We start from the raw sequence: 18,768 nt of genomic DNA on the forward strand, positions 1-18,768 counted from the left end.
CGCCGGCCGAGCTCAACGAATGGATTCCGAAACTTGTCGCCGCGCTTCAACACGACCCGGCGCTGGCCGATGTCAACAGCGACCAGCAGAACCGGGCGCTGCGCTCCGATGTGGTGATCGATCGCGATGCCGCATCGCGCCTCGGCATCACCGTCAGCCAGATCGACAACACGCTGTACGACGCCTTCGGCCAGCGCCAGGTCTCGACCATTTATGTCGCGCGCAACCAGTATCACGTGATCATGGAGGTCGCGCCGCCTTATTGGCAGAATCCGGAGACCTTGAAGGACGTCTATGTCAGCACCTCCGGCGGTTCCGCCACGGGTTCGCAGACTACCAACGCGGTGGCCGGCACCGTGGCACTAGCGAACCAAAAGGCTTCGATCAGCGCGATCGCAACCAATGCGGTGCGTAACCAGGCGACCAATTCGATCGGCGCCACTGGCAAGGGCGCATCGTCGACGGGCACGGCCGTCAGCACCGGCAGCGAGACCATGATCCCGCTCTCCAGCGTCGCCCGGTTCGGCCGGAGCGAGACGCCGCTGCAGGTCAATCACCAGGATCTGCTGGTCTCCGGCACCGTCTCGTTCAACCTGCCGACCGGCGGCTCGTTGAGCGCGGCGACGGCCGCGATCGAGGCGACGATGAGCCGGATCGGCATGCCGGCAAGCATTCGCGGCGAGTTCGCGGGCGTCGCCAAGATCTTCCGGCAATCGCTGGAGAGCGAGCCGTTCCTCATCATCGCAGCGTTCGCCACCATCTACATCTCGCTCGGCATGCTCTATGAGAGCTACATCCATCCGCTCACCATCCTGTCCACCCTGCCCTCCGCCGGAGTCGGCGCGGTCGCGGCGCTGATGCTGTCCCACACTCAGTTCGACCTCATCGCGATGATCGGGGTGGTCCTCCTGATCGGCATCGTGAAGAAGAACGCGATCATGATGATCGACTTCGCGCTCGACGCGGAACGGCAGCGTGGGTTGTCCTCGGCTGATGCGATCTTCGAAGCCTGCGTGATGCGCTTCCGGCCGATCATGATGACCACCATGGCCGCGCTGTTCGGCGCGGTGCCACTGATGGTCGGCTTGGGCGAAGGCAGCGAGTTCCGCCAGCCGCTCGGCATCGCCATCTTCGGCGGCCTGATCCTGAGCCAGATCCTCACGCTCTACACCACGCCGGTGGTCTATCTCTATCTCGATCGCGCGCGGCATTGGAGCATGCGGCGGCGGGCGCGCGCGTGAAATGGTGCTATCAACTTAAAAGGAGCCTACCCCTTTCGCGCCACGCCTCCAGCAAACATCCCGCCATCGATCACGAGCTCGGTCCCCGTGACGTAGCGCGAGGCGTCGGAGGCGAGATAGAGCACGCCGGCTGCGATCTCGTCGGCCTGCCCGGCCCGGCCGAGCGGCGTCGCCATCTTTGCGCGCTCCTCCGGATCGATCGGCGCGTTCTGCCCCTGCCCGTGTGCCTCGGTCGGGATCTTGCCCCAGATCGGCGTATCGATGATTCCCGGATGCACCGAGTTGACGCGGATGCCGTCGCCGAACGAGGCGCATTCCATTGCGATCGCTTTGGCGAACAGCCGCACGCCGCCTTTGGTGGCGCAATAGCCCGACAGGCCGGCCGCGCCGCGCAATCCCGCCAGCGACGACATCATGACGATGGAGCCGCCGCCGGCCGTTCGCATCAAGGGCAGGCTATGCTTGACCGACAGGAACACACCGTCGAGATTGATCGCGGTCTGGCGCCGCCAATCCGCCAGCGACATCTCGGTGATCGAGGGCACGGCGATGCCGATGCCGGCATTGGAGACCAGGATGTCGAGCCGGCCATGCTGTCTCCCGACCTCGGCAACGATCTCGGCCCAGCGCGGCTCGCTGGTCACATCCTGCTGCAGGAACGTCGCCTGCCCACCATTCTTGTTGATGCGCGCGACAACCTCCGGTCCCCTGAGTTCGTCGATATCGGTGACGACAACCGATGCGCCCTCACGCGCCAGCAACTCGGCGACCGCAGCGCCAATTCCGGATGCGCCGCCCGTCACCAGCGCGACCTTGCCTTCGACCTGCCCTGTCATCTGCACTCCCTGCCTGTGGTTTTCTTTGTCGGCTCTTGATCGGCTAGTCCGATCAGTAGCTGCTCTTGGCGATCAGGGCAAACCGGCTTTGGTTGCGGCTGTAGCGCGCACTCGCGTTCCCGGCGGCGCGAGATAATTGCACAAATGGTCCCGTCAGCGACAGGGTTACACGACGGCATTCAGCGCGGCGCGCAGCATTTTGGCGAGGTCGACCCGGCTGTAGGGTTTTGGCAACAGCAACACGCCGGCATCCAGCTGCCCGTTGTGAACGATGGCGCTTTCCGCGTAGCCGGATGTGTAGAGAACCCGGATGTCGGGCCTTCTCTGCCTGGCCCGTCGGACGAGATCAGGACCGTTCATGATTCCGGGCATGATCACGTCGGTGAAGAGCAGATCGACTTCGTTCGACTCCAGCTCCGTCAGCGCCTCCTCGGCGCTCGCGGCCACGATGGTACGGTAGCCGAGACCCTTGACCTGACCGACCACATAGTTCCGCACCAGCGTGTCGTCCTCGACGACGAGGACCAGTTCATCCCTGCCGTTCGCAGGCTCCGGTTCGCTCGATTTCTGGTCGATCACCCCCAGGGTGCGCGGCAGATACAGCTTGAACGTGGTGCCGACCCCCTCCTCGCTGTAGACCCTGATGTGGCCGCGCGACTGTTTGACGAAGCCGTAGACCATGCTGAGGCCAAGCCCCGTGCCTTCGCCGGCACGCTTTGTCGTGAAGAACGGCTCAAAGATGCTGTCGATGATGTCAGCCCGGATGCCGGAACCATTGTCGCTGACCGAAAGCTCGACATAGTCGCCGGCATCGACGTCGTCCTGCTGCCCAGCGTAGTCGTCGTCCAGGGTGACGTTGCGGGTTTCAAAGGTGAGCACACCACCGGCCGGCATCGCATCGCGGGCATTCAATGCCAGATTCAGAATCGCGGAGGTGAGCTGCGCGCTGTCGACGAAGGCACGCCACGCATTTTCCGACAGCAGCGTCTTGATCTCGATCCGCGCACCAAGCGTGGGCCTGAGCATCCTTTCCGCGTCCATGACCAGCGCGTTGACGTCGAGATTGCTGGGCTGAAGCGGTTGCCGTCTGGCGAACGCCAGCAACCGACGCGTGAGGTCCGCACCCCGATTGGCCGCCTCGTCGATCATCCCTGCAAGTCCGACCAGATGCGGCCGATCGGCGAGCTCGGCAGCGAGCGTGTCGGTGGCTCCGATGATCACGGTCAGCAGATTGTTGAAATCGTGCGCGATGCCGCCGGTCAATTGCCCGACTGCCTGCATCTTCTGCGATTGTCTGAGCTGGTTTTCGGCGGCGACCTTTTCGGTGAGGTCACGGGCAAAGATGTTGAAGACGTGATCGCCCTGACGCTCGGAGGAGCTGACGCTGAACTCGATCTCAAGTTCCTCGCCGGTGTGCCCAATGACTTTCGCCTGGGTCCGAAGGCCGCCGACATCCTCGCCATGAATGATGCTGGCGAGATGCTCCTTGCATCCGGCCTCTAGCCCGATGACGTCCTCGAGATGCGCACCGATAGCCGCGCTCCGCGATAACCCGAACATTGTCTCGGCCCGGGAATTCCATTGCAGGATCTCGCCGTGGCGGTCGAGCTGCACAAAGGCGTCGAGCGCAGTTTCGATCACACGGCGACGCTCTTCCGCTTCCTGGAGCAACTGCTTTGCCGTGTCTTGAAGAGTCTCCTCGGCCTGCAGCCGTTCTGCCGATGCCAGCGGCAGCCAGCGAAACAGCAGCAGCGCCAGGACCACGCAAGCCGCCACCACGTTGAGGAGCTTTGGCACGATCAGCAGATAGGGTGAGCCCAGCACATCCGCGACCGAACTCGAAAAGACGCCATATTGGCTGCCGAAATAGAATCCGAAATACAGATTTTCGATGATGTTGCGCAGGGTATCGATACTGACCACAATCAGCAGCAGCCGGGTGACGCCAAAGGTTTTGGAGTTTCGGATGTAGGCCCGTACGACCGTTATCAGCACGCCGAGCCACAGCGCGACGATGACCCAATAGATCAGAGCAGTGGCCGTGCGCATTGGTCTGGTTCTCAAATGATCGGCAAGGAAGCGGTCACAAACTCATCAGTTGGAAAGGCCAGTAACTGCCGACGGGCGAATCAATTGTAAATTCAAGGTGCCGCCGAGTCGATCGCAAGCCGTTCGGACATCAAAATAATGTGCGCGCAAAAAACCTAATTTTGCGTGCCGGTTCAGGCTGATGGCCAGCCTGCGCCCTTGAGACCGAAATATTTTACTTTCGCTTTTTCAGAATTTAGGTTATACAGATCCATCTCGCCTCACCAGAGGGGCGTACGCGTCGTCACGAACGCGAGGCGGGTTGCGGTGGACGCGACGAGTTGCGATGAGACGAGCGCATGCTCGCGCGGACGGCGAAGTCATGTGGTCCTGGCTTCCCGGTGCTGGAGCCAAGGTCGTTGTACCAGATGAGTTCAATGATCGATGGGGGCAAGAAAGCCGGTCCCCAAGGAGAGCGCGTATAAGCCGTAACCCATCGCGCGGGGAATGCCGGATGATCCGGCTGAACCTGTGGTAACCGCCGCGTGCACTTTTTTTCGCACGCGGGCCATGGGTGAGGCCCTCACCCGGCATTCCCTGCGCCCTCTTGTTTTGGGAGGGTCATTACGATGCAGCACTCGAGCACATCGTGCCGCGAGACGGTGGACGCGTGTCCTGAGTAGTTAGTCCAGGGCGGTGCGATATTCTTCAGTGTCATCGTCCGCGAAGGCGGACGATCCAGTACGCCGCGGCTTCTCTGCTTAGCACTGCCGTCTCTGGAATACTGTGTCGCCCGGTCGAGCCGGGCGCCGACGACGGAGAGTTGTTTGACGACCGGGCCAAGCCGCCACGATGCATCATCTGATAAATGTCGGCCCATGGTCCGGCACGGCGACATCGAGCACGCGGAGCTGCACCCGCTCCACGCCCTGGTAGCGGTCGACCGCGAGCGAGCCGGCGACATGCAGCACTTGGCCACGATGCTGCGTCAGCGCATTGCCGAGCTTTTGGCCGACGCTGCGGAAGGCGATGCCGTTGACGGTGGCACCATCGCCGGCCTTGAAGCGCAGTCGCAGATGCGCCTGTCCGACCTCGTCGGCGAACACCAGCTGATGCGACGGCAGCGCCACGACCGGCTCCGGATTGCCGCTGCCGAACGGGCCGGCGCGATTGAGCGTATGCACCAACTCCGGAGTCGCCGCACGGGCGCTGATCGCGCCGTCGATATAGACCTCGTTGACGTGCCGCGCCTTGGCGACGTCGGGTGCGAGTTCGCTTTCGAGAAAGGCGCGGAATTCCGCCAGCCTGTCCTTGCGCAAGGTGACGCCGGCCGCCATCGCGTGCCCGCCGCCCTTCATCAAAATGCCGCGCTCCACCGCCCGCCGCACGGCGTGGCCGAGATCGACGCCGAGGATCGAGCGGCCCGAGCCGGTGCCGATGCCGCCGGGCTCCAGCGCGACCGCAAAGGCCGGCCGGGAAAACTTCTCCTTCAGCCGCGAGGCGACGAGACCGACGACACCGGGATGCCACCCCTCGGACGCGGTGACGATGACGGCACCTTTGTCCTCGAGCCCCAGCGAGGCCAGCGCCTCGGCCTCGGCCTGAGCCTCTGCCGCCTGCTCGATCACCCGCCGCTCGGTGTTGAGCCGGTCGAGCTCCGCGGCGATGCGGGCGGCTTCCGAGATGTCGCCTTCGAGCAGCAGCCGCACGCCGAGATCGGCACGGCCGATGCGGCCGCCGGCATTGATGCGCGGCCCCAGCATGAAGCCGAGATGCCAGGCTTCGGGCGGCCCATTCAGCCGCGCCACATCCATCAACGCGGTGTGGCCGACATGATCGCGCCGGCGCATCGCAATCAGCCCCTTGGCGACGAAGGCGCGATTGAGCGCGATCAGCGGTGCGACGTCGGCAACGGTGCCGAGCGCGACGTGATGCAGCATGCCGAGCAGATCGGGTTCCGGCATCTCAGCCGTCCAGAAGCCGCGCCCGCGCAGCTCACGATTGACCGCGACCAATGTCACCAAGGTCAACCCGACGGCGGCGAGATAGCCGAGCCCGGAAAGATCGTCGGGGCGGTTCGGATTGACCAGCGCGTCGACCTCGGGAAGGTCGGCGCCGCATTGGTGGTGATCGATCACGACCACCGACATGCCGAGCCGGCGTGCCTCCGCCAGCGGCTCCAGGCTGGTGGTCCCGCAATCGACCGTCACCAGCAAGGTTGCGCCGTTGGCGGCGAGCGCACGTATCGCCTCGATGTTCGGACCGTAGCCTTCGAAGATGCGGTCCGGGATGTGGATCAGCGGATCGAGCCCGCAATGGCGCAGATGCCAGGCCAGCAGCGCCGACGAGGTCGCGCCGTCGACGTCATAGTCGCCGAAGATCGCCACCTTTTCACGCCGCGCGGCAGCGTCCGCGATGCGCTTGGCGGCCGCCTCCATCTGCGTCACCGAAAACGGATCCGGCATCAGCTTGCGGATCGTCGGATCGAGAAAATCCTGCACCTCGTCGAGATCGACGTCGCGGCCGGCCAGCACGCGCGCCAGCATCTCCGGCAACTGATAGCGCTGCACCATCGCCAGCGCCTGCGCTGCGGCCCTCGCGCCGAGCCGGTCACGCCACAGCTTGCCCGTAAGCGACAACCGCACGCCGAGAAAGGCCTGCGGTGTTTCGACAGGAAGGACGGTGGCGGGAGGCGTCATGAAAACCCGATCGGGAGGAATCGCGCGGCAGCCCCAGGCTACATCATGCAGGCCGGGGCGAAACGCTGGAGAGCGCCAGTTCTGCGCCAAAACTGGCGCAAATCACTGATTTTGCACAAATTTAGAGCGGCGTTGGCTACATTCAAGGCAGCAAAATTAAACCAGCGTTAGGCGCATTCGCGAAAAATGTCGCCAATTATTACTCAAATTCGATTCATCGCGCTCTCAGATGCCGGGCGGGACGCGCACAAGCTTTGTGGAGTTCGCCACCAATGGTAACTGCGCCTGCTCTGAAAAAATCGCCCTCGATCGTGCCGTCGCAACCGCAGGCCTGCGAGGACGAGACCGACGTCTCCGCGCTGATCGCGCGGCTGACCGGCGAGGTCAACCAGATCGCCTGCGAGAAGACCAAATCGATCCAGCAGATCACCAATCAGATGAAGATGCTGGCGCTGAACGCGCTGATCGAAAGCTCGCGGGTCGGCGCGCAGGGCGCCGGCTTTGCGGTGGTGGCGCAGGAGGTGCGCGCGGTCGGCCAGCAGGTCGAGACCATCGCGCGCGAGCTGGAAGCCCACCTCACCTCGCGCACCGGCAATCTGAAGATCTCGATTGGGCAGATGACGGATCGCGCTCGCGGCGAACGCATGGTCGATTTGTCGCTCAACGCCGTCGAGCTGATCGATCGCAATCTTTATGAACGCACCTGCGACGTGCGCTGGTGGGCGACCGATTCCGCCGTGGTCGACTGCGCCGCCAAGCCGGGTGCGGCCAGTGTCGGCCATGTGTCCGAGCGCCTCGGCGTGATCCTGTCCGCCTACACGGTCTATCTCGATCTGTGGCTGTGCGATCTCGACGGCAAGGTCATCGCCAATGGCCGCGCCGATCGCTTCCACGTGGTCGGCCAGAGTGTCGCGGACACCAAATGGTTTCGCGAGGCGCGGGGCCTGCGCTCAGGCGACGATTACGTCGCCGGCGACGTCGAATGCCAGCCGCTGCTCGGCAATGCCCAGGTTGCGACCTACTGCGCCTCGGTGCGCGAGAACGGCAGAGCCAACGGCCGGCCGCTCGGCGTGCTCGCGATCCATTTCGACTGGGAGGCGCAGGCGCGCGCCATCGTCCAGGGCGTGCGCGTCGGCGCCGCCGACAAGGCCCGCGTGCTGCTGGTCGATTCGCAATTCCGCGTCATCGCCGCTTCGGACGGCCAGGGCATTTTGAGCGAGCGGCTGCCGCTCAAGCTTGAGGGCAAGCCGAGCGGCTTCTATCAAGACGCATCGAAGCGGATGATCGCGTTCCACGCCACGCCGGGCTACGAAACCTATCAGGGCCTCGGCTGGTATGGGGTGATCGTTTCCGGAGGATGACGAAGAGGAAACGCTTTAACAGCCGAGCCGGTCTGCGATGCCGGCGAAATCCGTGGCCACGATGTCCCAGGCGCCGGTGGCTTCGAAGTCGCGCTTCTGCAGCGGGCCATATTCGGTCGGCCGCGCCACAAAGGCCGTCTTCAGCCCATTCTTCTGTGCGGCCTCGAGATCGTTGTTATGCGCGGCCACCATCATCACTTCGCCGGGCGCAAGGCCAAGCAGGCGCGCGGCGCCGAGATAGGTTTCGGGGTCGGGCTTGTAATGCGCGAACAGCTCGGCGGACATCACGAGGTCCCAGGGCAGGCCCGCGAACTTCGCCATGTTGGTGAGCAGCGCGACATTGCCGTTGGAGAGCGGCGAGATGATGTACTTGCTCTTCAGCCGCGTCAGGCCTGCGACGCTGTCGCGCCACGGATGCAAGCGATGCCAGCCGCGGGTCAGGTAATCGAGGTCAGCCTCGGTGAGCCCGGCAATGCCGAGCTGCGCCACCAGCGTCTCCAGCGAGCGGCGATGCAGGACGTCGAGGATGACATAGCCACGCTCGGGATGCCTGCGCACCTCGTCCATCGAGCCCATATAGAGGCCGCGCCAGCCGTCGACCAGCGCGGTCCAGTCACCCTTCACGCCGCGGCGCTGGGACCATGCGGTGAAGTCGTTGATCAGGCTGGTGCGCCAGTCGACCACGGTGCCGAACACGTCGAACACCAGCGCCTTCACTTCGGTGAGATCGGACATCACCGCTACTCCGCTACGCGTGGCAGATCAGGGCCCGCCACCTCAGTCGAGGTGGAATTTTGCCAGTTCCCGGTGCTCGGCGCGGATGTAGCGCACCGTGCCGGTGACCGAGCGCATCACGACCGTCTCGGTCTCGATCACGCCGTCCTTGCGGAACTTGACGCCGGAGAGCAGCGACCCCGTCGTGACACCGGTGGCAGCGAACAGGCAGTCGCCACGGGCCATGTCCTCGATGCCGTAGATCATCTTGGGATCGCCGACGCCCATCTTGGCCGCGCGTGCCCGCTTCTCCTCGGTGTCGAGGATCAGACGGCATTGCATCTGGCCGCCGATGCAGCGCAGCGCCACCGCAGCCAGCACGCCCTCCGGCGCGCCGCCGGTGCCGATGTACATGTCGATACCGGTATCCTCGGGATTGGCGCACTGGATGACGCCAGCGACGTCACCGTCGGTAATGAGCTGGACGGCCGCGCCGGTCGAGCGCACGCCCTGGATGATGTCGGCATGGCGCGGACGGTCCAGCACCAGCACCGTGATGGCGGAAGCATCGACGCCCTTGGCCTTGGCGAGGCGGCGGACGTTATCGGCGGGGGTGGCATCGATATCGACCACGCCCTTGGCATAGCCGGGACCGACCGCGATCTTCTGCATGTAGACGTCGGGCGCGTGCAGCAGCGTGCCGCCATCGGCCATCGCCATGGTCGCGATCGAGCCCGGCATGTTCTTGGCGCACAGCGTGGTACCTTCCAGCGGGTCGACCGCGATATCGACCTTCGGGCCGGCCTTCATGCCGACGTTCTCGCCGATAAAGAGCATCGGCGCCTCGTCGCGCTCACCCTCGCCGATCACGACCGTGCCATCGATCGGCAGCTTGTTCAGCTCGCGCCGCATCGCATCCACGGCGGCCTGGTCGGCGGCCTTCTCCTGGCCGTGGCCGCGCAGGCGCGCGGCAGACACCGCCGCACGTTCGGTCACGCGCACCAGTTCGAGCGTCAGGATGCGCTCGAGCATCAATTGCGGCGGGACTGAAATATGCGTGGACATCGGTCAACTCCTCAAAAACATCATGACGGGCATCCAACGCCCGTAAAGCCTAACCGTTCACCGATCGCCTGGCGTCAGGCGACGCGCGGCCCCAGGCGCCCGGCGCATCACGCCGCGCGCCCCCATGAGCCCCGTTTTGAGCATGTAATCTTCGCAAACGCCATGCGTTTGTTTGAGCAGAAACGATGCGTCTTGTGGGCACATCCGGCCCTACCCTCGGCGCTAATTCTTCTCGATTCGTATCACCTGCGGCTTGCCGCTGATCACCTTGTCCCGCTGCACCGCCTGCAGCGCCTTGTACATGGCGTCCTCGTGGGTGGCGTAGGTGATCAGGATCACCGGCACCGGCGCCCCCTTCCCGCCCGACTTGGCAACCTCGCCGCCATTGGGATGGCGCTGCACGATCGATTCGAGCGAGATCTTCTGCTCGGCCAGCCGGGTCGCGATCGTGGCTGCCGTGCCGGCATGGTCACGGGCCATCAGGCGGATGTAATAGCCGCCCTCATGCCGTTCCATCGGTGCCTTCTCGGTCGGCCGCAAGGTCTCGACCGGCCGTCCGAACGGCGCTGCGCGCACCCCGCGGGCAACATCAGCGATATCAGCCACCACGGCGGATGCGGTGGCCGCGCCGCCTGCCCCCGGGCCGACCAGCGTGATCGGCGGAATGCCCTCGCCATCGATGGTCACGGCATTGGTGACGCCCATGACCTGCGCGATCGAGGAGGATTTCGGCACCATCGTGGGATGCACGCGCTGCTCGATGCCCTTGGGCGTCCGCGTCGCCACGCCGAGCAGCTTGACCCGGTAGCCGAGATCGTCCGCCGCCCGCAAATCCTCCGGCGCGATCGAGGAGATGCCCTCGACATAGACAGCGTTCTGCGCCACGGCCGTGCCGAAGGCGAGGCTCGCCAGGATCGCGAGCTTTTGCGCGGTGTCGTGGCCATCGACGTCGAACGACGGGTCGGCCTCGGCATAGCCGAGACGCTGGGCGTCCTTCAGGCACTCCGCGAACGACAGCCCCTCCTGCTCCATCCGGGTCAGGATGTAGTTGCAGGTGCCATTGAGAATGCCATAAACGCGATCGATGCTGGTGCCGGCCAGTCCCTCGCGCAGGGTCTTGACGATCGGGATCGCGGCGCCGACCGCAGCCTCGAAATTCAACGCGCCGCCATGCTTCTCGGCGGCCTTCGCAAGCTTGATGCCGTGTTTGGCAATCAAAGCCTTGTTGGCGGTGACCACCGACTTGCCGGATTTCAGCGCGGTGTCGATCGTCGACAGCGCCGGATCGCCGGCGCCGCCCATCAGCTCGACAAGGCAATCGATCTCGGGGTCAGCCGCGAGCGCCTGCGGATCCCTGGCCCAGGTGATGCCACTGAGGTCGAGGCCACGCTTCTTGGCCTTCGAGCGCGCGGTGACTGCGACCACGCGAATGCCGCGTCCGGTACGCTCGGACAACACGCGCTCTTGGCGCTCGATGAGACGGACGACCTCAGCACCCACGGTGCCGAGGCCCGCGATACCCACTCTCAGGGGTGCGACCATGACGATGAGAAACCTGCCGGAAATTTACCGCCTGGTGGCGATGGGAACGACGTTGTGCAACGTTTCGATGCCGCTTTCAAGGAAACGGCGCACGCCGCGCGCGGCTTGCCGGATTCGCTGCTCGTTTTCCACCATCGCGATGCGGACATAGCCTTCGCCATGCTCGCCGAAGCCGACGCCGGGCGAGACCGCGACACCGGATTTCTCCACCATCAAGGTTGCGAACTGCATGCTGCCGAGGGTCTTGAAAGCTTCCGGCAACGGCGCCCAGGCAAACATCGACGCCTGCGGTGCCGGGATCTCCCAGCCGGCGCGGCCGAACGACTCGACCAGGATGTCGCGGCGCTTGCGATAGGTCTCGCGCATCTCGCGAATGCAGTCGTCGGGACCGTTGAGGGCTGCGGTCGCCGCCACCTGAACCGGCGTGAACGCGCCGTAGTCGAGATAGGACTTCACCCGCGCCAGCGCCGCGATCAGGCGCTCGTTGCCGACCGCAAAGCCCATGCGCCAACCGGCCATCGAATAGGTCTTCGACATCGAGGTGAACTCGACGGCGACGTCCATCGCACCCGGCACTTGCAGCACCGACGGCGGCGGATTCTTGTCGTCGAAATAGACCTCGGCATAAGCGAGGTCCGACAGGATGAAGATCTCGTGCTTCTTCGCGAAGGCGACGAGGTCGCGATAGAAATCCAGATCCGCGACATAAGCCGCCGGATTCGACGGATAGCAGACGATCAGCGCCAGAGGCTTCGGGATCGAATGAATGATCGCCCGCTCGGCCGCCTCGAAGAATTGCGGCGTTGGCTCAGCCGGCACCGAGCGGATCACGCCGCCAGCCATGAGGAAGCCGAAGGCATGGATCGGATAGCTAGGGTTGGGACAAAGAATCACATCACCGGGCGCCGTGATGGCCTGGGCCATATTGGCAAAGCCCTCCTTGGAACCCAGGGTCGCGACCACCTGGGTGTCGGGATTGAGCTTCACGCCGAAGCGGCGCTCGTAATAGGCCGCCTGGGCCTTGCGCAGGCCCTGGATGCCGCGGGAGGCCGAATAGCGGTCGGTGCGCGGCTTGCCCAGCACCTCCTTCATCTTCTCCAGCACATGCGGCGGTGCCGGCAGGTCCGGGTTGCCCATGCCGAGATCGATGATATCGGCTCCGGCGTTCCGCGCGGCCGCCTTGGCCCGGTTGACCTGCTCGAACACGTAAGGCGGCAAACGGCGGATGCGGTAGAATTCTTCCATGGGTCCTGGCTCCGGCAAGCGGGCGGGCAAGCTGGCCATATCGGGCCGTTTGCGCTGCGGCAGATCCGACCGGAACCCGTGCCACGTCATCGGTTGAGCACGGATGCACGGACCGGAGGTCCCGCCTCACCCTCACTTTTGCGGTTGATTCTGGTCTTTTATCACGGACGCCGCGCCGCGCCAGAGAATACGGCGGACCCGGCCCGATTGAACTCCGTTACTTTGCGGCGGCGTTCTTGGCGGTCGACGAGGCCGATGCCGAGGCTTGGCGGTCGCGCGCGGCCGTCAGTTCCTTCTCGATTTTGGCGCGCTCCTCGGGGGACATCGTCGCCACGTCACGGTCCCGTGGTAGATCGTTGACCGGCAGATAGGCACCGGGATCCTTGGGATGGACCTCTGCGTCCTCGAGCGAGCGCATGTCGGCAATCTGGCTGGAGCAGCCGGACAGGACCGGCGCGCTCATTGCGAGCACGCCAGCAGCACAGATCAAGGCGATTGCCTTCCTGCTCCGATCCACCAACTACCCTTTCGGAAGATCCCTTTCTGGGATCATTTTGCCGCCGCTCGGACGCTTGTCACCTGAAACAATTTGGGCCGACGATGACTTTGCTTGGCTGAGTATCGCACGCAATATGTCAGAAGCAAGAATGCATATCGCAACGCAACACGCGGAAATCGAAATCAGTGTGAACTCTCGGATTATTGATCTCGTGCGGTGACGAACCGCCCGCGACACGGTAGTGTATTTTGGCCATGAGCGACGTTCCAACCGAGACCAAACCAGCCCAAGCGTTCGATGCGGAAGCCTTCGCGATGAACATCGCGCGGGCAATGGAAAGCAGCGGCAAGGCGCTGACTGCCTATCTCAAGCCGCGCGAGAGCGGCGAGGTGCAGGATCGGCCGCCGGCCGAACTTGCCGAGATGGTCAAGTCGTTTACGGCTGTGGCCGAATATTGGCTGTCGGACAACGACCGTGCCGCCGACCTCCAGACCCGGCTCGGCAAGGGCTATCTCGACCTCTGGGGCTCGGCGATGCGCCGCTTTGCCGGTGAGCAGGCGCCGCCCGCGATCTCGCCCTCGCCGCGCGACAAGCGGTTCGCCGATCCTGAATGGAAATCGAACCAATTCTTCGACTTCATCATGCAGGCCTATCTGCTGACCACGCAGTGGGCGCAGGATCTCGTGCACAACGCGGAAGGGATCGATGCCCCGACGCGCAAGAAGGCCGAGTTCTATGTCAACCAGATCACCAATGCGCTGTCGCCGTCCAACTTTGTGCTGACCAATCCGGAAGTGCTGCGGCAGACGCTGTCGTCGAGCGGCACCAATCTGGCGCGCGGCATGCAGATGCTCGCGGAGGACATCGAGGCCGGCAAGGGCATGCTGAAGATCCGGCAGTCCGATCCGGCCAATCTCGAGGTCGGCGTCAACATGGCGACGACCCCGGGCAAGGTGATCTTCCAGAACGAGATGATGCAGCTGATCCAGTACACGCCGACCACGGAGAAGGTGCTGCGCACCCCGCTCCTGATCGTGCCGCCCTGGATCAACAAATTCTACATCCTGGATCTGCGGCCGGAAAAGTCCTTCATCAAATGGTGCGTCGACCAGGGCGTCACCGTGTTCGTGATCTCCTGGGTCAATCCGGACAAGTCGCTCGGGACCAAGACCTGGGACGACTACATGAAGGAAGGCCCGCTGACCGCGATGGACGTGATCGAGCGCGCCACCGGGGAGATGAAGGTCCACACCATGGGCTATTGCGTCGGCGGCACCCTGCTCGCCACCACGCTGGCCTGGCTCGCCGACAAGCGTCGTCAGCGCGTCAGTTCGGCCACGCTGCTCGCGGCACAGGTCGATTTCACCCATGCCGGCGATCTCTTGGTGTTCGTCGACGAGAATCAGATCTCGTCGCTGGAGCGTGACATGCAGGCCACGGGCGTGCTCGAAGGCAGCAAGATGGCGATGGCCTTCAACATGCTGCGCTCGAACGATCTGATCTGGTCCTATGTCGTCAACAACTACCTCAAGGGCCAGAAGCCCTCGGCGTTCGACCTGCTGCACTGGAATTCCGACGCCACCCGGATGGCGGCGGCCAATCATTCCTATTACTTACGCAACTGCTACCTGGAGAACCGGCTGACGTCCGGCACCATGGTGCTGGACAACACGCTGCTCGACCTCTCCAAGGTCAAGGTGCCGGTCTACAATCTCGCCACCCGCGAGGATCACATCGCCCCGGCCGATTCCGTGCTGTACGGCTCGCAATTCTTCGGCGGTCCGGTGAAATATGTGCTGTCCGGCTCCGGCCACATCGCCGGCGTGGTCAATCCGCCGGCGTCGGGCAAGTACCAGTACTGGACCAACGAGACCATCAAGGACATCTCGCTAGCTGACTGGATCAAGGGCGCGCAGGAGCACAAGGGCTCGTGGTGGCCGGACTGGCGGCAATGGCTCGGCGAACTCGACCCGGAAGAGGTCCCCGCGCGCGGCGCTGGCAGCGAGGCCTTATCCGCAATCGAGGATGCACCCGGCAGTTATGTGCGCGTCCGTGCGTAGCGCGGCGCGCCGCACTTCGATATAACCCCTCATCCGGTCCCGACGGGTACGGTAGCAGTTGAGGGGAAATCGATGACGCGCGAATTGTTCTGGCTGACGCTGACGGTGATCCTGACCGGTCTCTTGTGGGTTCCTTACGTCCTCAACCGCTGTCAGGTGCGCGGGCTCTCAGGCGCCATGGCCAACCCGCAACGCGGCGACAAGCCGCATGCGGAATGGGCGACACGGCTAATGTTCGCCCACGACAACGCGATCGAGAACCTCATCATCTTCGCGCCGCTCGTCCTGATCCTCAACGCTATCGACTACTCGACCAAATGGACGGTGCTGGCCTGCGCCGTCTATTTCTGGGCGCGTGTGGCGCATTTGATCGTCTACACGCTCGGCCTGCCCGTGTTCCGGACGCTCGCCTTCACGGTCGGCTTCCTGGCGCAGGTCATGCTGGTGCTGGCGATCTTCGGCTGGCTGTAGGCCAATCGAGGCGGGAGGGTCGCGCGGCGCACGCGGGTTGAAACTCCGCCTGAACCGCAGGCGATGGCACGAGCTGCGCAGCCTCCCACTCTCGTGTCTACTACGGCAAATTGTCCCGAAGAAAAATGTCGATGCGGATACGCTCCTGATCGGGGCTGATCGGCTCACCCGAACAATGCGCGAGCAGGATTCGCGCCGCGGACCGCGCCTCATGGCCGGGATCCTGGTTGATGATGACGTCGAGCGTTCCACGGACCAGGAAACGCCGCGTGTGCTGGGTCAGCTCATGGGTGATCCAGACCACCTCGCGAGTTCGGCCCGACGCCTCGAGCGCATCGGCAATGCCACGGTTCCCGGCGCCGCAGCAATATATGCCGCGCAAATCCGTATGGCGCGCGAGCAGCGCGGCCGTGAGTTCGCGCGTCAGCTCGCTGTCGTCGCGCCCTTCGATGGGTGGCAGTGCCAGCAGGTTCGGATACTCGCTGGACAGAATCTGGTGGAATCCGAATTGCCGCTCGGCGTGATCGCGCAGCGACAGCGATCCCGCGATCACGGCGACGGTGCCCTCGCGGCCGCCGAGGAAACGTCCCATCAGGGTGGCCGCGGTCCGCCCCGCCGCCGGGTTGTCGATACCGACATAATGGAGGCGGCGCGAGCTGGGCGCGTCCGAAACAAGTGTCACCACGGCGACCCCGCGCGCAGCGAGTTCGTCGATCGCGGCACGTACCCTGGGATGGTCGAGCGCGATGACGGCGACACCCTGATAGGCCGGCGACAGGTTTTCCAGCGCTCCGGCCAGCACATCCGGATCGAATACGTCGACGTGGAGGACATCGATGAAGCCGCGCTGTCCTGCCAGCCATTCCGCTGTGCGCTGGACCTGCTCGGTCAGATTCGTCATGAAGCTGTTTCCGCCCGTCGGCAAGACGAAGGCGAAGCGAAAGCTCTGCCCGCGCGCGAGCCGCGCGGCGGCCACGTCGGCGCGGTAGCCGAGCTTGGCAACCGCGGCTTCCACGCGTGCGACGGTGTTGGCGCGCACGCCCTCGCGTCGGTTGATGACCCGGTCGACGGTTGCGAGCGAAACACCCGCCGTCCGCGCAACGTCCTCCAGTGTGGCGCGGACCGGTGGCTGTATCGCAGTAGCCGTCATTCGCGCGCCGCCCACAGCATGCCCCGGGTCATTATCGTTCGGATCTCCGGCACGTCGAGCTCGTAGGCGCGGTGGCCGAGCGAGGAATAGAACACCCTGCCCGCGCCGTATCGCTTCTTCCAGACCACCGGCATCACCACCCCTTCGATCCAGGATGCGTGCTCGCCGGTAAAAGTGGTCGTCGCCAACACCTCGTTGGCCGGATCGACATGCATGTAGTACTGCTCGGACCGATGCTCAAAACTCGTCAGGCCCTTCATGATGGGATCATCCGGTTTGGTCAAGTCGACCTTGTAGTCGATGATGTTGCCGGGATGCGCGACCCATTGCCCACCGCACAGGAACTGGTAGTCGACCGAGTCGCGGAACGCATCGCACATGCCGCCATGATGGCCGGCAAGCCCGACACCGCTGCGCACCGCCGCGCACAGATTGAGCGCGTCCGCCTTCTCGATCTTGGACATCGTGTAGATCGGAATGATCAACGACAGATCATGGATCGCCGGATCTCCGAATGCCTCGGTCGTGGTTTCAATCCGGACCTCAAAACCTTCCGCCTTGAGCCAGCCGCGGATCATCGAGGCACACAGATCGGGATCGTGGCCCGGCCAGCCGCCCCATACAATCAATGCCTTGCGCATGGTCATTTCCTCAGTCGAGCTGTCCGGTTTCGCGTCCGGCCGGTAGCATCGCCGGCCGTTCCACGCGGCTTTCGATCTTGACGCGGCGTCCTTCGTCGGCGGAGGTCTGGAACGCCTCCATCACCTCCAGCACATGGAACGCAAGCGCACCGCTGGCACGGTGCGGCCGGTCGTTCAGAATGGCGGAAGCCATGTCGGCGACGCCGATCGAGCGGAACTCGCCTTCGACATGACCATGGGTCAAGGGCATCGTTTCCCATTCGGCGCCGGTCGACGCCACCTGCACGTCGCCGCCAAAGCGGTTCGGGTCCGGCACCAGCATGCTGCCCTTGTCGCCATAGATCTCGATCGGCGCGTGGCGGTGCTTCGGAACATCGAAGCTCATCGCGATCGAGACCACCGCCCCGCTCTCGAATTCCAGCGTACCCGCGACATGGGTCGAGACCTCGACCGGGATCATGCTGCCGTTCATCGGCTGGCTGGTGACCAGACGCTCGGATTTCGGGCGCGCGGTCGAGCCCATCACGCTGGCGACTGGACCGAGCAGTTGCACGAGATCGGTGATATAATACGGACCCATGTCGAGCATCGGCCCGCCGCCGCGCAAGTAATAGAACCCGGGCGCTGGATGCCAGCGCTCGTGGCCTGGACAGCCGAAAAAGGCGCTGCCCGCCACGGGCGTGCCGATCGCGCCGTCGTCGAGCAGCTTGCGCGCGGTCTGGTGCCCGCCGCCGAGGAAGGTGTCGGGCGCGCAACCGACGCGCAGGCCCTTTTGCGCGGCGAGATCCATCACCTTGCGGGCCTCCGTGACGTCGATGCCGAGCGGCTTCTCGGAGTGAACATGCTTGCCAGCGTTCAGCACCGCGAGGCTGACGTCGGTATGGGCGAGCGGCACGGTGAGATTGACGACGATCTCGACGTCGTCGCGCTTGAGCAGCTGATCGACCCGCATCGCCGGCAGGGCGAACGCAGCGCCCTGACGCTCCGCGGCGTCGCTGCGCATGTCGGCGAGCGCCTTGATCTCCATGACCGGAAAGCGCTGCGCCGCTTTCAGATAGGCCGTGCTGATGACGCCGCAGCCGATGATTCCAACGCCGATTTTTCTCATTGCGATCTCCGTGGATATCTTCATCCCTTGACCGCGCCGGCCGTGAGGCCGGCGACGATATGCTTCTGTGCGAGCAGGAACAGAATAATCATCGGCAGGATGGTGAGC

Annotated in this window: 16 protein-coding genes and 1 pseudogene; 5 read left to right on the top strand and 12 right to left on the bottom strand. The window is 64.3% G+C overall.

Going from position 1 to position 18,768, the window contains the following annotated elements:
• On the top strand, positions 1-1,241 hold a 1,241-nt coding region (locus WA702_RS16020; RefSeq protein WP_425111512.1), incomplete at its 5' end, for an efflux RND transporter permease subunit.
• A 26-nt stretch (positions 1,242-1,267) separates the two neighbouring features.
• Here the strand turns inward: WA702_RS16020 and WA702_RS16025 are convergent.
• From WA702_RS16025 to recJ, 3 genes are all read right to left on the bottom strand, one after another.
• Complete coding sequence (locus WA702_RS16025; RefSeq protein WP_425111513.1) at positions 1,268-2,077, bottom strand: SDR family NAD(P)-dependent oxidoreductase; 810 nt, start codon at positions 2,075-2,077, stop codon at positions 1,268-1,270.
• Between the two features lie 165 nt (positions 2,078-2,242).
• Positions 2,243-4,126: an ATP-binding protein gene (locus WA702_RS16030; RefSeq protein ID WP_425111514.1), complete on the bottom strand. Its 1,884-nt coding sequence runs from the start codon at positions 4,124-4,126 to the stop codon at positions 2,243-2,245.
• An 836-nt stretch (positions 4,127-4,962) separates the two neighbouring features.
• Positions 4,963-6,804 carry a single-stranded-DNA-specific exonuclease RecJ gene (gene recJ / locus WA702_RS16035; RefSeq protein ID WP_425111515.1) on the bottom strand — a complete coding sequence of 614 codons (1,842 nt, stop codon included), beginning with the start codon at positions 6,802-6,804 and terminating at the stop codon, positions 4,963-4,965.
• A 272-nt stretch (positions 6,805-7,076) separates the two neighbouring features.
• Between recJ and WA702_RS16040 the strand changes: the two genes are divergently transcribed.
• On the top strand, positions 7,077-8,165 hold the full coding sequence (locus tag WA702_RS16040; protein ID WP_425111516.1) for a methyl-accepting chemotaxis protein: 1,089 nt from the start codon (positions 7,077-7,079) through the stop codon (positions 8,163-8,165).
• Positions 8,166-8,180: 15 nt separating this feature from the next.
• Here WA702_RS16040 and WA702_RS16045 read toward each other — a convergent pair whose 3' ends face one another.
• The 5 genes from WA702_RS16045 to WA702_RS16065 form a co-directional block, all read right to left on the bottom strand.
• The gene (locus WA702_RS16045; RefSeq protein ID WP_425111517.1) at positions 8,181-8,900 is read right to left on the bottom strand and encodes a haloacid dehalogenase type II; all 720 of its coding nucleotides are present in this window, start codon (positions 8,898-8,900) and stop codon (positions 8,181-8,183) included.
• Positions 8,901-8,942: 42 nt separating this feature from the next.
• On the bottom strand, positions 8,943-9,944 hold the full coding sequence (gene glpX, locus WA702_RS16050) for a class II fructose-bisphosphatase (RefSeq protein ID WP_425111519.1): 1,002 nt from the start codon (positions 9,942-9,944) through the stop codon (positions 8,943-8,945).
• 222 nt (positions 9,945-10,166) lie between these two features.
• On the bottom strand, positions 10,167-11,486 hold the full coding sequence (locus WA702_RS16055; RefSeq protein WP_425111520.1) for a homoserine dehydrogenase: 1,320 nt from the start codon (positions 11,484-11,486) through the stop codon (positions 10,167-10,169).
• A gap of 24 nt (positions 11,487-11,510) precedes the next feature.
• The gene (locus WA702_RS16060) at positions 11,511-12,731 is read right to left on the bottom strand and encodes an LL-diaminopimelate aminotransferase (protein ID WP_425111521.1); all 1,221 of its coding nucleotides are present in this window, start codon (positions 12,729-12,731) and stop codon (positions 11,511-11,513) included.
• 217 nt (positions 12,732-12,948) lie between these two features.
• Complete coding sequence (locus tag WA702_RS16065) at positions 12,949-13,149, bottom strand: hypothetical protein (RefSeq protein ID WP_425111523.1); 201 nt, start codon at positions 13,147-13,149, stop codon at positions 12,949-12,951.
• Here WA702_RS16065 and WA702_RS16070 point away from each other — a divergent pair.
• From WA702_RS16070 to WA702_RS16080, 3 genes are all read left to right on the top strand, one after another.
• Positions 13,148-13,450: a hypothetical protein gene (locus WA702_RS16070; protein WP_425111524.1), complete on the top strand. Its 303-nt coding sequence runs from the start codon at positions 13,148-13,150 to the stop codon at positions 13,448-13,450. The two genes, WA702_RS16065 and WA702_RS16070, sit on opposite strands and share 2 nt — an antisense overlap.
• Positions 13,451-13,484: 34 nt before the next feature.
• Positions 13,485-15,290: a PHA/PHB synthase family protein gene (locus WA702_RS16075; RefSeq protein ID WP_425111525.1), complete on the top strand. Its 1,806-nt coding sequence runs from the start codon at positions 13,485-13,487 to the stop codon at positions 15,288-15,290.
• 72 nt (positions 15,291-15,362) lie between these two features.
• Entirely contained in the window at positions 15,363-15,761 is a 399-nt protein-coding gene (locus WA702_RS16080; protein WP_425111526.1) for an MAPEG family protein, read from the top strand.
• Between the two features lie 100 nt (positions 15,762-15,861).
• Here WA702_RS16080 and WA702_RS16085 read toward each other — a convergent pair whose 3' ends face one another.
• The 4 genes and pseudogenes from WA702_RS16085 to WA702_RS16100 all read right to left on the bottom strand — a co-directional run.
• A complete protein-coding gene (locus WA702_RS16085; RefSeq protein ID WP_425111529.1) occupies positions 15,862-16,911 on the bottom strand; it encodes a LacI family DNA-binding transcriptional regulator in 1,050 nt (349 codons plus the stop codon).
• Positions 16,908-17,552 (bottom strand): ThuA domain-containing protein, encoded by a 645-nt coding sequence (locus WA702_RS16090; protein WP_425111527.1) that lies wholly within the window; start codon positions 17,550-17,552, stop codon positions 16,908-16,910. Before WA702_RS16090 ends, WA702_RS16085 begins: the two co-directional genes overlap by 4 nt.
• Before the next feature lie 10 nt (positions 17,553-17,562).
• Positions 17,563-18,660 carry a Gfo/Idh/MocA family protein gene (locus tag WA702_RS16095; RefSeq protein WP_425111528.1) on the bottom strand — a complete coding sequence of 366 codons (1,098 nt, stop codon included), beginning with the start codon at positions 18,658-18,660 and terminating at the stop codon, positions 17,563-17,565.
• A gap of 20 nt (positions 18,661-18,680) precedes the next feature.
• Positions 18,681-18,768 (bottom strand): annotated as a pseudogene (locus WA702_RS16100) (carbohydrate ABC transporter permease); the annotation flags it as partial.

Origin of the sequence: Bradyrhizobium sp. (assembly GCF_049798375.1) — a bacterium.
In the GTDB taxonomy this organism is placed as follows: Bacteria; Pseudomonadota; Alphaproteobacteria; order Rhizobiales; family Xanthobacteraceae; genus Bradyrhizobium.